This window comes from Paracoccus mutanolyticus, assembly GCF_003285265.1.
Lineage (GTDB): Bacteria > Pseudomonadota > Alphaproteobacteria > Rhodobacterales > Rhodobacteraceae > Paracoccus > Paracoccus yeei.
This window is the reverse complement of the sequence record NZ_CP030239.1, coordinates 3,120,152-3,135,239: the sequence shown is the minus strand read 5'-3', so window position 1 is coordinate 3,135,239 and position 15,088 is coordinate 3,120,152. Positions and strand designations below refer to the sequence as shown.

The following is a 15,088-nucleotide window of genomic DNA, read 5'->3' as shown; positions in this document are numbered from 1 at the left end:
ACGGCATTACGGACTCATGGATGCCCGCGAGGACATGAAGAACCGTCTTGATCCGCTGATACACGAGCGGGCGCCCTGGCTCTTTTCGGGCCGCTGGCACCATGAGCTCGCGCGGCAGGCGCTGATGTGGCTGCTGCGCTATCCGCGCACCGTCGAGCTTGGGGCAGAGTACCGCGACCTGCCCATGGACGAGGTGATGCGCCGCGTCGCCCAGCTGATCGTGCGCGACCTGACCGTCGAGGGGCTGGAACATATCCCGGCGACCGGGCCGGCGCTGATCGTGTCGAACCATCCGACCGGCATCGCGGACGGCATCGTGCTTAGCGCGCTGGTGTCGGCGGTGCGGGACGACCTGTTCATCTACGCCAACCACGACATCATGCGCATCCTGCCGCAGTCTTCCAGCCTGATCGCACCGGTCGAGTGGCGCGTGGAAAAGCGCAGCCACTCCAAGACCCGCGCGACGATGGACTACACGCGCGAGGCGCTGGGCCGCGGCCGCATCGGGCTGATCTTCCCGTCCGGACGCCTGGCCAAGCGGCGCGGCCTGGCGCTGCACGAACGGCCCTGGATGGCGAGCGCCGCGATGATCGCCAAGAAGTTCGACGTGCCGGTGATCCCGCTGCGGATCCGGGCGCGCAATTCGGTGCTGTTCTATCTGCTCGACGCGATCCATCCCACCGTGCGCGACGTGACCCTGTTCAACGAGGTCCTGAACAAGACCGGCCAGCCGTTCCGGGTGACAATCGGCGCACCCATCCCGCCCTCGGCCCTGCCCGCCCGCAGCGAGGACGGGATCGCCCTGCTGCGCGACACGGTCCTGGCCCTGCCCGCACCGGGCGAAGGCGCGGTCAAGCTATCGCAGCTCCGCCGGCTGTCGCAGGGCCGCCATGCCGTCGTGACCCCGCGGCCCATCGAGTAATCCCGATGTCCCTCGAACGGCACTGTTCGCTTGGGTATTTGAACAACGGTGAATGGCGCAGCGCCGCGCCTGCCATTCACCGTTTCTGAAATGCCCATGCGGCGGCGCCACCCGAACGGCGTTGCGGCGCGTCAGACCACCATGTCGTCGCGATGGATCAGCGCGGCACGGCCGGGATAGCCCAGAATGGCGCCGATCTCGTCGCTGCGGTGCCCGGCAATGGCGCGGGCCTCGGTCGAGGAGTAACGCACCAGCCCCGAGGCGAGCCGCGCGCCCTGACCGTCCTGGATCACGACCGGATCGCCCCGCCCGAAGCGCCCGAGATGGCGTTGGCCGCCGGCCCGAGCTTCACCTCCGGCGCCCCAGCGCCTCGGCCGCACCGGCATCGACGGTGATCTCGCCCTTCGGCTTCATCGCCGCGATCCAGCGCTTGCGTGCCGCATGGGGGTCGGTGTCGGGCAGGAACCACGTCACCCGCGCGCCCTCTGCCACGGCGGCAAGCGGGTTCAGGACCGAGCCCTCGGCGATCGCCATGGCGCAGCCGCCGGCCACGGCGGTGCGCGCGGCCATCAGCTTGGTCTTCATGCCCCCCTTGCTGACGCCAGAAATCGGATCGCCGCCCATGGCCTCGATCTCGGGGGTGATCTGCTCAACCACCGGCAGGTGGCGCGCCGTGGGATCGGTCTTGGGGTTGGCGGTGTACAGCCCGTCCACATCGGACAACAGCAGCAACTGGTCGGCACCGCAGGTCACGGCGATCTGGGCCGCCAGCCGGTCGTTGTCGCCAAAGCGGATCTCGTCCGTCGCCACGGTGTCGTTTTCGTTCACGATGGGCACGGTACCCAGGCCCAGCAGCGTCTGCATGGTCGCCCGGCTGTTGAGGTAGCGGCGCCGGTCCATCGTGTCGTCCAGCGTCACCAGCAACTGCGCGGTCTTGACGCCATGCGGGGCCAGCGCCTCCTCGTAGGCGCGGGCCAGGCGGATCTGGCCCACGGCCGCCGCCGCCTGGGACTGCTCGACCCGCAGCGGGCCCGGCGGCAGTTCCAGCACCTGCCGCCCCAGCGCGATGGCGCCCGAGGACACCAGCACCACATCCGCGCCCGCGCCCGCGCCGCCGCCACGTCGTCGCACAGCGCGCGCAGCCAGGCCGCGCGCAGCCCGTCCGGCCCCACCAGCAGGGCCGAGCCGATCTTGACCACCAGGCGCTGCGCCCGCGCCAGATCCGGGATCAGGGTCGCCACGGCTGGTCGTCCTTTTCCGCGACGGCCCCGCGCGACGGTGCGATCTGCGCCCAGAGCGCGCGCAGCACCTCGGCCACCCCTTCGCGCGACACGCCCGACATCAGCAGGACCGGGCCGCCGATCTCGGCTTCCAGCGCGGCGCGCTTTTCCTCGCGCTCCTCGGGGTCGATGGCGTCGATCTTGTTCAGGCCCGTCACCCGGGGCTTCTCGGCCAGCGCGGGCGAATAGGCGGCAAGCTCGGCCAGGATGGTGCGCGCATCGCCCGCCACGTCCTCGGCCGTACCGTCGACCAGGTGCAGAAGCACGCGCGAGCGTTCGACATGGCCCAGGAACTGGTCGCCGAGCCCCCTGCCCTCGCTTGCGCCCTCGATCAGGCCGGGAATGTCGGCCATGACGAATTCGTGCTGGTCGATGCCCACCACGCCCAGGTTCGGGTGCAGCGTGGTGAAGGGATAGTCGGCGATCTTGGGCCGGGCGTTCGACACCGCCGACAGGAAGGTCGACTTTCCGGCATTGGGCAGGCCCAGCAGGCCGGCATCCGCGATCAGCTTCAATCGCAGCCACAGCGTCCGTTCGATGCCGGGCTGGCCGGGATTGGCGTTGCGCGGCGCGCGGTTGGTCGAGCTTTTGAAGTGCAGGTTGCCAAAGCCGCCGTTGCCGCCCTTGGCCAGTAGCACGCGCTGGCCCGGTTCGGTCAGGTCGGCGATCACGGTTTCCTGATCCTCGTCCAGGATCTCGGTGCCGACGGGCACGCGCAGCACCACGTCCTCGCCCGAGGCGCCGGTGCGCTGGGCCCCCATGCCGTGCTGGCCGGACCTGGCGAAGAAATGCTGCTGGAACCGGAAATCGATCAGCGTGTTCAGCCCGCCGACCGCCTCGGCCCAGACATCGCCGCCCCGCCCGCCGTCGCCGCCATCGGGGCCGCCGTATTCGATGAACTTCTCGCGACGAAAGGACACGCAGCCCGCGCCGCCTCCGCCCGAACGGACATAGACCTTGGCAAGATCGAGGAATTTCACGGTCAGCATCCTTGCATTGGCAAAGCCGTGGGATACGCATATCGCGTTTCCGGTTCAAGGGCGGCGTGACTTTGGCCCCGGCGCGGTGCTAGATCTCGGACCAAGCCGAACGGAGCCCGCCATGCCTGTCCTGACCTATACGATGCTGACCGTCGCCATCGCGCTTGAAGTGGTGGGCACGACCTTCCTGCAACGCAGCGAACAGTTCACGCGGTTGTTCCCGACGCTGATGACCGCGATCTGCTATGGCGCGGCGTTCTATTTCCTCAGCCTCACGCTGAGGACGATCCCCCTGGGCATCGCCTATGCGATCTGGAGCGCATTGGGAATCGTGCTGGTTTCGCTGATCGGGCTGGTGGTCTTCGGCCAGAAGCTGGACCTGCCCGCGGTCATCGGACTGGGGCTGATCGTTGCCGGCGTTGTGGTGGTGAACCTGTTCTCGAACAGCGTCACGCATTGAGGTGCCCTTAACTTTTCCGCAACCGGGTCTAGATAATGTCGAAAGGGGGCCGCGATGATCCACTTCGACAACAGCTATGCCCGGCTGCCGCAGGGCTTCTTCACCCGGACCGCGCCCACGCCGGTGCGCGACCCGTCTCTGATTGCGCTGAACCGGCCTCTGGCCGAAACCCTGGGCCTGGATGCCGACTGGCTGGCGGGACCCGAGGGGGTGCAGATGCTGGCCGGCAACGTCCTGCCCGAAGGGGCCGAGCCGATTGCCCAGGCCTATGCCGGCCATCAGTTCGGCGGATTCTCGCCCCAGTTGGGCGATGGGCGCGCGGTCCTGCTGGGCGAAATCCTGGCGCCGGACGGGCGGCGCTTCGACCTGCAACTGAAGGGCGCGGGCCCTACGCCCTTTTCCCGGCGCGGCGACGGGCGGGCCTGGCTGGGCCCGGTCCTGCGCGAATACCTGGTCAGCGAGTTCATGGCGGCCTTCGGCATCCCGACCACGCGGGCGCTGGCCGCCGTCGCGACCGGGGAAACCGTCATCCGCGAAACCATCCTGCCCGGAGCCGTGCTGGCGCGGGTGGCCGCCAGCCACATCCGCGTCGGCACCTTCGAGTTCTACGCCGCGCGGGGCGACCGTGACCGGCTGCAGCTGCTGGCCGATCACGTCATCGCGCGGCACTATCCGCAGGCATCGGGCGCCGCCGACCTGTTGCAGCGCGTGGTCGAGGCGCAGGCCAAGACCATCGCGGGCTGGATGGGCCTGGGCTTCATCCACGGGGTGATGAACACCGACAACATGTCCGTCTCGGGCGAGACGATCGATTACGGCCCCTGCGCCTTCATGGACGGCTACAGGCCGGACCAGGTGTTTTCCTCGATCGACGCGCACGGGCGGTATGCGTCGAGCAGAAGGCCCACTTCTTCGTGCTGGACCTGCCGCACAGCGATGCGTGCTATGTGCGGGCCTACCCTGCGGCGGTGGCCGAGGCCTGGGTTGACGGCCACATCCATGCCTTTGCGTTCTTCGGCCGAATGGCTGCGGGTCTTTGGCGCAAAGCTGGGCATCGCCCAGCCCCGCCCCGAGGATCGCGAATTGATCGAGCGCCTGCTGAGCCTGATGGCCGCCGAGCGCGCCGATTTCACCCGCGTCTTCGCCGGCCTGTCGGACGGCACGGCCCGGGACGAATTCATCGACCGCGAGGCCTGGGATCGCTGGTCCCGCGACTGGCAGGACCGGATCGGCGGCGACGGGCAGGCCGCGCAGGTCATGGCCCGGGCCAATCCGCGCCGCATTCCCCGCAACCACCGGATCGAGCAGGCGATTGCGGCCGCGCGGGACGAGGGGGATTTCACCCTGTTCCACAGGCTCGACGCGGCACTGCGCCAGCCCTTTCAGGACCGACCGGACTGGGACGACCTGGCCGTTGCGCCAGCGGCCGACGAAATCGTTCAACGCACCTTCTGCGGCACCTGAGGCCCCATGCCGCTCAGCAATCCCAGCCTGCGCCTGGCCAGCTACAACCTGCACAAGTGCCGGGGCATGACCGGCCCCCACGCCCCCGAACGCAATCTCCAGGTGATCTCGGACATCGGCGCCGATGTCATCGCCCTGCAAGAGGTGGACTTTCGCCTGGGCTCGCGTCCCGAAGCCCTGCCCCGCGCCCGGATCGAGGAGATGACGGGCCTGGTCCCCGCCGTCTTTTCCGGCACCGGCAGCAATTCGCTGGGCTGGCACGGCCAGACCATCCTGCTGCGGCCCGCGCTTGTGGACAAGGCCCAGGTCCGCCGCCTTCCCCTGCCGGGGATCGAGCCGCGCGGCGCATTGGCCTTGCGGCTTCCGGGTCTGACCGTGATCGCCGTGCACCTTGGGCTGGTCCGGTCGTCACGGCGCGCGCAACTGGCGCGGCTGGTGGCCCAGGCCGGGCGCCTGGGCAACGACCGGCTGATCCTGACGGGCGATTTCAACGAATGGCACGACAACCGGGGGCTCGAGGCGCTGGAGCCGATGCATGTCCTGGCGCCCGGGCCCAGCTGGCCCGCGCCCTTTCCGCGCCTGCGCTATGACCGCATCGCCGTGTCGCGCGGGATCGAGGTCCTGGACAGCGGCGTCTGGGACAGCGACATCGCGCGCCAGGCCAGCGACCACCTGCCGATCTGGGCCGACCTTCGCCTGGAGCCCTGGTCCGCCGCCCCCGAGCCGGGTATTTCCGGCCGTGTCGGCGAGAACCCGGCCGAATCGACGTTCTACGCTGTCATGGATGGCCGCTGATCATCCGGCCATGCATCGGATCGGGCCAGGCAGGACTGGAAGGACATGACCGCCATCAAGCAGATATTCGACGGCAGCAGAGGCCGATATGGCGCGCGTAAGGTTTGGCACCAGTTGCGACGCGAAGGGCGCGACATCGCCCGCTGCACGGTTCCCTCGGGGGCCTCGACGGGGGCGCATGAGGCGGTCGAAAAGCGCGACGGCGACAAGGCGCGCTACATGGGCAAGGGCGTTCTGGAAGCCGTCAACGCCGTCAACGGCGAGATCGCCGAGAACCTGATCGGCGAGGATGCGACCGACCAGATCGGCCTGGACCGCGCCATGATCGAACTGGACGGCACCCCGAACAAGGGTCGCCTGGGCGCCAACGCCATCCTGGGCGTATCGCTGGCCGTGGCCAAGGCCGCCGCCGAGGCCAGCGCCCAGCCGCTTTACCGCTATGTCGGCGGCACGGGCGCGCATGTGCTGCCGGTGCCGATGATGAACATCATCAACGGCGGCGAACATGCCGACAACCCGATCGACATCCAGGAATTCATGATCATGCCGGTTTCGGCGGAGAACATCCGCGACGCCGTGCGCATGGGCTCCGAGGTGTTCCACACGCTGAAGAAGGAACTCTCGGCGGCGGGCCTTGCCACCGGCGTCGGCGACGAGGGCGGCTTCGCGCCGAACCTCAGCTCGACCCGCGACGCGCTCGACTTCATCCTGAAGGCCATCGAAAAGGCCGGCTACGCGCCCGGCGACGACATCATGCTGGCGCTCGACTGCGCCTCGACCGAGTATTTCAAGGGCGGGAAATACGAGATGAAGGGCGAGGGCAAGTCCCTGACGCCCTCCGAAAACGTCGCCTACCTGGAAGCGCTCTGCAACGACTACCCGATCCTGTCGATCGAGGACGGCTGCTCGGAAGACGACTGGGACGGCTGGAAGCTGCTGACCGAAACGCTGGGCGACCGCGTGCAGCTGGTCGGCGACGACCTCTTCGTGACCAACCCCGAGCGCCTGGCCGAGGGCATCGCCAAGGGCTGCGCGAACTCGCTGCTGGTCAAGGTCAACCAGATCGGCACCCTGACCGAGACGCTGGACGCCGTGCGCATGGCCGACCGCGCCCGCTATACCAGCGTGATGTCGCACCGCTCGGGCGAGACCGAGGACGCCACCATCGCCGACCTAGCCGTGGCGATGGATCGGCAGAAGAGACCGGCTCGCTGGCATGGACGGTTGCCACAAGGGAGCTATTGATCGAGGAAATGCTCGGCGCATCCGCCGTCTTGCCGGGACGTCGATCCGCGCGGCTAAACGCAGGCTCAAGTGATGGAAAAGGGCGGCCCTGGTGCCGCCCTTTTTCATGTCCGGGTGCGCAGACCCACCAGCGATGGGTCAGCGCAAACGCCCCCAGGCCAGCCTGCGGCGGAACTCGGACGGGCCAGGCAGCGCGGCCAAGGCGTCGATGCCCTGCGGCGCCGCCCGAGCACCGGGCCGACGGCCGCGCTGGGAAACAGCGCCGGCGCCAGCTGCCTTGCACCGCGCGCCGCCCGGCCCGCGCCTCGCCCAGCCGCCCCCGCGCGCGCCCGGCCAGATCCGCCAGCACCTGCGGCGACGGGTCCCGCAATCCCAGCCCAGGCCCTGCAAGGCGGGCTAGGCCGCCAGCCAGGCCGCAAGTCCCAGCCACCTCGGCCTGCTGGGCGATCCAAATGCCCCACTGTGCTTCTTTCTTGTTCGAACGCCCGCAGAGGGCTCCGGGGGAGCTATTTCACCGCCAGCATCAGCAGGCTCGCCGCCCAGGGCCTCGGCCGCGAACAGGGCCAAGGGCACCGCCGTCTGCCGCACATAGGCCACCACGGCATCGGGCCCCTCATGCGGCTCGCGCGCCGCATCCCTCCGGCGCGCCTCGGCCATGCCGCAAAGCCCGCCGCCTGCGCGCCCCAGGCCCCGGCCAGCGGCCCCAGCAGCTCATGCGAGGGCACCGCGCCTGCGCCGATCTCCTCCAGCCGCTCGATCCACCACTGCAGCCGCATCTCGGCGATCAGCGGCTCGGCCGAGGCCAGGGGCGCGCGCGCAAGCTCCAGGTTCAGCGCGTAAAGCGTCAGCAATCGCGGCCGCGCCGCGGCCGGCCAGCAGGCACATGGCAAAGCGTTCCGGATCGCGCGCGCGCAGGGTTTCGGCGCAGTCCTCAAGGCTCATGCCGGGGTCACTCCGTCGCGGACCAGCTTCCAGCGGATCGCCTCGGTCAGCGCCTCGAAACTGGCGTCGACGATGTTCGGCGACACGCCCACCGTGGACCAGCGATGACCCTGGCCGTCGGCGCTGTCGATGATGACGCGCGTCGCCGCCTCGGTGCCGCCGCCGGTGATGCGCACGCGGAAATCGACCAGATGCATGTCGTCGATATGCCTTTGGTAAGGACCAAGATCCTTGGCCAGCGCCCGCCACAGCGCGTTGACCGGGCCGCGGTCCTGCCCTTCGTCGTCCATGCTTTCGCTGACCGACAGCATCCGCTCGCCGCCGATGTGGACCACCACCACCGCCTCGGAAACCGAGATGCGCTTTCCCAGCGCGTTCTTGCGCCGCTCGACGGTGACACGATAGCGCTCGACGGTGAAGTAATGCTGCAACCGACCCAGTTCGGCCAGGGCCAGCAGTTCGAAACTGGCCTGGGCGCCGTCATAGGCATAGCCCGCATCCTCGCGCGCCTTGACCAGGTCCAGGATGCGGGCCAGCGCCGGATCGTCGCGCCCGACCTCGATCCCGGCCTCGGCCAGCCGCGCGCGCAGGTTCGACTGCCCGGCCTGATTCGACATCGGGATGATGCGTTCGTTGCCGACCAGCGCGGGGTCGACATGTTCATAGGTGGCGGGATTTTTCAGGATGGCGCTGGCGTGCAGCCCCGCCTTGTGCGCAAAGGCCGACGTCCCGACATAGGGCGCGGCGCGCTGGGGGGCGCGGTTCAGGATCTCGTCCAGCCGGCGCGAGATGCGGGTCAGGTCGGAAAGCCCGGCCACGCCGGTGTCATAGGCCGTGGCATAGGGTTCCTTCAGCAGCAGCGTCGGGATCAGCGTCGTCAGGCTGGCGTTGCCGCACCGCTCACCCAACCCGTTCAGCGTGCCCTGGATCTGACGTGCGCCCGCATCGACGGCGGCCAGCGTGCAGGCCACGGCATTGCCGGTGTCGTCATGGGCATGGATGCCCAGCCGCTCGCCCGGGATGCCGGCGGCGATCACCGCGCGCGTGACCGCGCCGACCCGTTCGGGCAGGGTGCCGCCGTTGGTGTCGCACAGCACCAGCCAGCGCGCGCCCGCCCCCAGCGCCGCATCCAGGCAGGCCAGCGCATAATCCGGGTCCTCGGCGTAGCCGTCGAAGAAATGCTCGGCGTCGAACAGCGCCTCGCGGCCCTGGGCCACCAGATGCGCGACCGAGGCGCGGATATTTTCCAGGTTCTCCTCCAGCGTGATTCCCAGCGCCTCGCGGACGTGAAACGGATGGGTCTTGCCGACCAGGCAGACGGCCGGCGTGCCCGCATCCAGCACCGCCGCCAGCACGTCGTCGTTCTGGGCCGAGCGCCCCGCCCGCTTGGTCATGCCGAACGCAGTCATGGTGGCGCGCGTCGCGGGGGCCTGGGCAAAGAAATCGCTGTCGGTCGGATTGGCGCCGGGCCAGCCGCCCTCGATATAGTCGACGCCCAGACTGTCCAGCATCAGCGCGATCTCGGCCTTTTCGGCGGCGCTGAACTGCACGCCCTGGGTCTGCTGGCCGTCGCGCAGCGTGGTGTCGTACAGGGAAAGGCGCTGGCGCATGGGCTGGCTCGCTTCGTTACTGGGGAAGTTTGGCGGCGTCGAAATCGGGCCCGGGGACTAGCTCGACCCCGGCCGGCCCCATCCGCACCTCGGCCCCGGCGGACAGCAGGGCAGCCTTCAGCGCATCGACCGCCGAGAAGTCCTTGGATGCCTTGGCCGCCGCGCGCAGGTCGTCCAGGCGCCCCGCCCAGGCCGACAGGTCGGGGGCATGTGCCCACCCGCCCAGGTCTTCGCCAAGCAGCCCCAGCAGACGGGCCGAAGCCAGAAGGCCCGCCCCGTCGCCCTTGCCGGCCAGGTCGTGCAACGCCGCGATGGCGCCGGCCGTGTTCAGGTCGTCGGCCAGAGCGGCGATGACAGCGGGGGACGGGCTGGGCGCGGGGTCGGTTCCGACGGTCAGGCCGCGCCACTTGCGCAGCACCGCTTCGGCCTCGCGCGCCTTTTCGGCCGTCCAGTCCATCGGCTTGCGGTAATGCGTGGACAGCAGGACAAAGCGGATCACCTCGCCCGGGATGCCCTGGTCCAGCAGGTCGCGGACGGTAAAGAAATTGCCCAGGGACTTGGACATCTTCTTGCCCTCGACCTGCAGCATCTCGTTGTGCAGCCAGACGCGGGCGAATTCGCCGTGCGGATGGGCGCAGCAGCTTTGCGCGATCTCGTTCTCATGGTGCGGGAATTGCAGGTCGATGCCGCCGGCGTGGATGTCGATAGCTTTGCCCAGCAGTTCCTGCGACATGGCCGAGCATTCGATATGCCAGCCCGGCCGGCCGCGTCCCCAGGGGCTGTCCCAACCGGGCAGTTGGCGTCCGAGGGCTTCCACAGGACGAAATCCATCGGATCTTCCTTGAAGGGCGCGACCTCGACCCGGGCCCCGGCGATCATGTCATCGACCGAGCGCCCCGACAGCTTGCCGTAGTCGGCATAGGAGCGCACCCGGAACAGCACATGGCCGTCCCGCGCATAGGCGTGCCCGCCGTCGATCAGCGTCTGGATCATGGCGATCATCTGCGGGATGTAGTCGGTCGCGCGGGCTCGTGGCGGGGCGGGCCGCCCCCAGCGCGTCCATGTCGGCGTGATACCAGCCGATGGTCTCCTCGGTCCGCGGCGGATCAGATCCTCGAGGCTGCCAGGCGCACCCGCCTTCGGCGCGCCGGCGGCGCGTTGATCTTGTCGTCCACATCCGTCAGGTTGCGGGCATAGGCCACGTGCCGCGCCATTGACATTGCCAGCACCCGCACCAGCACGTCGATCACCACGACGGGGCGCGCATTGCCCAGATGGGCGTGGTCATAGACCGTGGGCCCGCACAAATACAGCCGCACATTGGCGGGGTCGATCGGGCGGAAGGGCTCTTTTCCGCGGGTCCTGGTATTCGTCAGCCTGAGTTCGACCATGACTTCCCCTTTGCGGGCGTCATCAGGTCACCATGATCCGCCCGCCTGTTTTTCAGCCGGTAATGATGCAGCAGTTGGTGGCGGTGCGGCGGTTCATGCCTTCGCTTAACGCATCGCCTTGCCTCTGCCAAGAGAGGCTGCAACACTCGCGTCATGAGCCGCGAACTGGTCAATGAAATCTGCGCTGCACAGCCTGGGGCCGAATGGTCGGACCCTTGGGGCGGAGGGCATGATTGCTGGAAGGTGGGCGGCAAGGTCTTTGCCCTGATCGGGGTGACGGGCAGCCATGTCTCGGTCAAGACGGACAGCACGGAAACCGCCGCCTTCCTGATCGAAACAGGCGTCGCCGAGCGCGCGGCCTATCTGCACGCAAGCTGGGTCGCCATGCCGATGGACGCCGCCCCGGACGAGCTGGCGCACCGCATTCGCCATTCCTATCGGCTGGTGCGGGGCGGCCTGACAAAAAAGGCGCAGGCCGCCCTGCCCCCGCTGTAAGCGGCCGGCACCGCCATCGCCACGGCGCCGGCCCAAGGCCACCCGGAGCGACCGGAGCGGCCCGATGCCTCAGCTCGGCACCTGCGTCGCCAGTTGCTTCAGCAGCGCGTCCATCTGCTTGCAGAGCGCGTCCTCGGTCGTGCTCTGTTCTTTGGCGGCGTCGGCCAGCGACCGTTCGACCCCCATGGCGGATACGGTGCCTTCCTTGCCCTTGGCCTCGGCGGCGTCGCCCTTGGCGGTGTCGCCGGGCGGGATCATGGTCAACAGCTTGTTCTGCGTCTCGACCGCTTCGGCGTTGATGAAGCCCTTTTCCTGGCAATAGGTCAGCACGCCAAGCTGGTTGCGCGCGCTTTCATAGGCGGCGCCGGCATCGGCGGCGGTGGGGGCTGCGGGCGCCTCGGCCGTTGCGGCGGGCGCCGGGGTGGCAGGCGCCGGGGCGGCTGCATCCTGCGCGAAGGCGGCCGTGGCAAGGCCGGCGGCGGCAAGGGTTGCCAGAATGGCGGAACGTGCGATCATCTCGATCTCCGTCTGTTGCATTGCGGGGCAAAGGTGGCACGTCGCGCGCGGCCCTGCAAACGGCACGGCGGCAGGAACCTGCGCAGGTCCCTGGAAATCAGCGGAAAAGCACCAGCGAGCCGGGGGACCAGGTCACATTCGCGCGGGTTCCGACATCCTGCACCTCGCGCCCAAAGACATTGCGCATGGCGATCCGCACGGGCCGCGCGGTGCCATCGAACCCGGCCGAGCCGTCCAGCCGCACGTCGTAATAAGTCATGTCGCCGTAATAGACGACCTCGTCGATGACGCCGGGGGTGGCGCGGCCCGCGACCGGCTGGCCCGCGCCGACCAGCGACACCGCCTCGGGGCGGAAGCCGACCGAAGGGCCCTCGTCCCCGGGGTCCGAATGGCTGATGTTGGCCGCCGGTATCTCGGCCCGGCCAAGGCCTGACACCTCGACCTCGACTCCGGCGGCCGTTTCGCCCAGGATCCGCGCCGGCAGGAAGTTCATCACCCCGATGAAATTCGCGACGCGCCGGCTGGAGGGGCGGGCATAAAGCGCCTCGGGCCCGTCAAGCTGGGCGATCTGCCCCTCGAACATGACGGCGATGCGGTCGGACATGACCAGCGCCTCCTCCTGATCGTGGGTGACAAGGACGAAGGTGATGCCGACCTGGCGCTGCAGCTTGATCAGCTCGACCTGCATCTGCTCGCGCATCTTGCGATCCAGGGCCGACAGCGGCTCGTCCAGCAGCAGCACCTTGGGCTTCAGGATCAGCGCCCGGGCCAGGGCGACGCGCTGGCGCTGGCCCCCGGACAGGGCGTGGCTGGCCCGCCCGCCATAGCCCGCAAGCCCGACCATGGCCAACGCCTCTTCGACCGCCGCCGCCTTTTCGGCGCGCGAGCGGGGGTCGCGGCGCAGGCCGAAGCCTACGTTTTCGGCCACGGTCAGATGCGGAAAGATGGCATAGGACTGGAACACCATGTTCGTCGGCCGCCGGTTCGCCGGCACGTTCTGCATGTCCTGCCCGTCGATCAGCACGACGCCGTCGCTGATCTCCTCGAACCCGGCGATGGTGCGCAAAAGCGTCGTCTTGCCGCAGCCCGACGGGCCCAGCAGGGAAAAGAACTCGCCCGCGCGGATGGTCAGGTCGATGCCACGCAGCGCGTGATAATCGCCATAGTATTTCTGCACCCCCCGACATTCGATCATCGGTCGGGCGGTGGCCGTGCGGGCGCGATGGGCGGCGGAACTGGTCTGGGTGCTCATACGAAGCCTCCGGTATCCTTGGCGCCGGTCTTCGCGATGCCGCGACGGCGGAAATATTCGGCAATGGTCAGCAGCAGGTTCGACATGACCACCAGCACCGTACCCAGCGCCATGATCATCGGGATCTGCTTGGGAAAGCGCAGTTGGCTGAAGATGTAGGTCGGCAAGGTCGGCTCGTTCCCGGCCAGGAAGAAGGCGATGATGAATTCGTCCAGGCTGATCGTGAAGCTCATCAGCAGCGAGGATATGATCCCCGGCATGACCAGCGGCAGGATCACCAGCCGGAACGCGCTGATCCGGGTTTCGCCCAGGTCATAGGCCGCCTCTTCGAGCGAGCGGTCGAGCGAGTTGAAGGCGGTGGACAGGATCACCGTCGCATAGGGCATGCAGATCAGCGTGTGGCCCAGGATCACCGTCAGGATCGACAGCTTGACGCCCAGAGACAGCAGCACCACCAGAAGCGAGATCGAGACGATGATCTCGGGCAGGACCAGCGGCAGCATGATCAGCCACATGATCGCCTTGCCGGGAAACTGGACCGGGTCGAGGCGCGGGCCGCAAAGACGCCCAGGCAGGTCGCCAGGACAGAGGCGCTGACCGCGATGACCAGCGAGTTCGTCAGCGCCTTGCGCAGCGAGGCATTGCCGACCATCTGCGCAAACCATTCGGTCGTGAAGCCCTTCAGCGGAAAGGCGATGATGGTGCCCGAATTGAACGCAAAGATCGGCAAAAGCAGGATCGGCGCGTAAAGGAACAGCAGATAGATCAGCGCATAGGCGCGCAGGCCCGTGCCGCCCTTCATGCCCGCACCTTCAGGAAGCGCCGGTTCAGCGCCACGAAGAGCAGGCTGAGCACCGCGACGATCAGCATCGCCGTCACCGCCAGGGCCGAGCCCATGGGCCTGTTGTCCAGGTCCAGCATCTGCGCCTGGATCATGTTGGCGATCATCGGGATCTTGCCACCCCCGATCAGGGCCGGGGTGACGTAATCCCCGATGGTCGGGATGAAGACGATCAGCGCCGCCGCCACCACGCCCGGCATGGCCAGCGGCAGCGTCACGCGCCAGAAGGTCATGGCTCGGCTTTCGCCCAGGTCGCGCCCGGCTTCCAGCAGCGAGCGGTCGATCTTTTCCAGCGCGATATAGATCGGCAGGATGGCGAAGGGCGCATAGGCATGGGCCAGGGTGATGACCATCGAATTGACGTTGTACAGGATGAAGGTCAGCGGCTGCTCGATGATGCCCAGCGATTTCAGCCCCGAATTGATGACGCCGTTATAGCCCAGGATCACCTTCCACAGGAAAACCCGGATCAGGTCTGGTCCAACGGATGGTGATCAGGAAAAGCCAAGCGACTCTTTCCGGGCGCCACCACGAAGCTGAGGAAATAGCACCGGAAAGGCCAGCACGACCGTGACCAGGGTGACCAGCGCCGCGACGCCCAGCGACCGCAGCATGATCTTGTGAAAGATCGGGTCGGCCCAGACCGCGCGATAGTTTTCCAGCGTGAATTCGCGGATGACCGTCAGATAGCCGTCCTTGAGAAAGGAATAGGCCAGGATCGTCAGCAGCGGCGCGGCCATGACCAGGACGGCATAGCCCAAGGGCGGCGCGATCAGGGTGAGGCCCTGGACCGTCTGCGATCGGTTCGATGAAGCCATGCCCTGCCCTTGCCCAAAGCCTGCCCGTTTGTTGCGCAAGTTTTCATAACATCCGGTTAAGGGAAAGACGTTTTCTG

Annotated in this window: 10 protein-coding genes and 6 pseudogenes; 7 read left to right on the top strand and 9 right to left on the bottom strand. The window is 68.1% G+C overall.

What is annotated here, in order from left to right:
* Positions 1-34: 34 nt before the first annotated feature.
* Positions 35-922, top strand: coding sequence for a 1-acyl-sn-glycerol-3-phosphate acyltransferase (locus DPM13_RS17100; RefSeq protein WP_397244962.1), 888 nt, complete (start codon positions 35-37; stop codon positions 920-922).
* 131 nt (positions 923-1,053) lie between these two features.
* Here the strand turns inward: DPM13_RS17100 and proB are convergent.
* Positions 1,054-2,151 (bottom strand): annotated as a pseudogene (gene proB, locus DPM13_RS17095) (glutamate 5-kinase).
* Positions 2,151-3,182, bottom strand: coding sequence for a GTPase ObgE (gene obgE / locus DPM13_RS17090; RefSeq protein ID WP_112888807.1), 1,032 nt, complete (start codon positions 3,180-3,182; stop codon positions 2,151-2,153). Before obgE ends, proB begins: the two are co-directional and overlap by 1 nt.
* A gap of 121 nt (positions 3,183-3,303) precedes the next feature.
* On the opposite strand from obgE, the gene DPM13_RS17085 reads away from it, so the two are divergent.
* The 5 genes and pseudogenes from DPM13_RS17085 to eno all read left to right on the top strand — a co-directional run.
* Complete coding sequence (locus DPM13_RS17085; protein ID WP_036763839.1) at positions 3,304-3,642, top strand: SMR family transporter; 339 nt, start codon at positions 3,304-3,306, stop codon at positions 3,640-3,642.
* 54 nt (positions 3,643-3,696) lie between these two features.
* Positions 3,697-5,106, top strand: coding sequence for a protein adenylyltransferase SelO (locus DPM13_RS17080; RefSeq protein WP_112888474.1), 1,410 nt, complete (start codon positions 3,697-3,699; stop codon positions 5,104-5,106).
* 6 nt (positions 5,107-5,112) lie between these two features.
* A complete protein-coding gene (locus DPM13_RS17075; RefSeq protein ID WP_112888473.1) occupies positions 5,113-5,901 on the top strand; it encodes an endonuclease/exonuclease/phosphatase family protein in 789 nt (262 codons plus the stop codon).
* A 21-nt stretch (positions 5,902-5,922) separates the two neighbouring features.
* Positions 5,923-6,054 (top strand): annotated as a pseudogene (locus DPM13_RS25395) (IS3 family transposase); the annotation flags it as partial.
* Positions 6,043-7,199: pseudogene (eno, locus tag DPM13_RS17070) on the top strand (phosphopyruvate hydratase); the annotation flags it as partial. The pseudogenes DPM13_RS25395 and eno, both read left to right, overlap by 12 nt.
* Before the next feature lie 453 nt (positions 7,200-7,652).
* Here the strand turns inward: eno and DPM13_RS24110 are convergent.
* The 3 genes and pseudogenes from DPM13_RS24110 to cysS all read right to left on the bottom strand — a co-directional run bounded on the left by DPM13_RS24110 (position 7,653) and on the right by cysS (position 11,089).
* Positions 7,653-7,997, bottom strand: coding sequence for a squalene/phytoene synthase family protein (locus tag DPM13_RS24110; protein WP_262983172.1), 345 nt, complete (start codon positions 7,995-7,997; stop codon positions 7,653-7,655).
* Between the two features lie 87 nt (positions 7,998-8,084).
* Positions 8,085-9,698 (bottom strand): citramalate synthase, encoded by a 1,614-nt coding sequence (gene cimA, locus DPM13_RS17060; protein WP_112888472.1) that lies wholly within the window; start codon positions 9,696-9,698, stop codon positions 8,085-8,087.
* A gap of 16 nt (positions 9,699-9,714) precedes the next feature.
* Positions 9,715-11,089 (bottom strand): annotated as a pseudogene (cysS, locus tag DPM13_RS17055) (cysteine--tRNA ligase).
* A 153-nt stretch (positions 11,090-11,242) separates the two neighbouring features.
* Between cysS and DPM13_RS17050 the strand changes: the two are divergent.
* Positions 11,243-11,584, top strand: a complete 342-nt coding sequence (locus tag DPM13_RS17050; RefSeq protein ID WP_028721059.1) for an MmcQ/YjbR family DNA-binding protein — start codon at positions 11,243-11,245, stop codon at positions 11,582-11,584.
* 69 nt (positions 11,585-11,653) lie between these two features.
* Here DPM13_RS17050 and DPM13_RS17045 read toward each other — a convergent pair whose 3' ends face one another.
* The 4 genes and pseudogenes from DPM13_RS17045 to DPM13_RS17030 form a co-directional block, all read right to left on the bottom strand.
* Positions 11,654-12,100, bottom strand: a complete 447-nt coding sequence (locus DPM13_RS17045; RefSeq protein ID WP_036763929.1) for a pore-forming ESAT-6 family protein — start codon at positions 12,098-12,100, stop codon at positions 11,654-11,656.
* 97 nt (positions 12,101-12,197) lie between these two features.
* Complete coding sequence (locus tag DPM13_RS17040; RefSeq protein WP_051578352.1) at positions 12,198-13,352, bottom strand: ABC transporter ATP-binding protein; 1,155 nt, start codon at positions 13,350-13,352, stop codon at positions 12,198-12,200.
* Positions 13,349-14,154 (bottom strand): annotated as a pseudogene (locus tag DPM13_RS17035) (ABC transporter permease). The gene DPM13_RS17040 and the pseudogene DPM13_RS17035 overlap by 4 nt, the downstream one beginning before the upstream one ends.
* A pseudogene (locus DPM13_RS17030) lies at positions 14,151-15,011 on the bottom strand (ABC transporter permease). The pseudogenes DPM13_RS17035 and DPM13_RS17030 overlap by 4 nt, the downstream one beginning before the upstream one ends.
* Positions 15,012-15,088 lie beyond the last annotated feature (77 nt).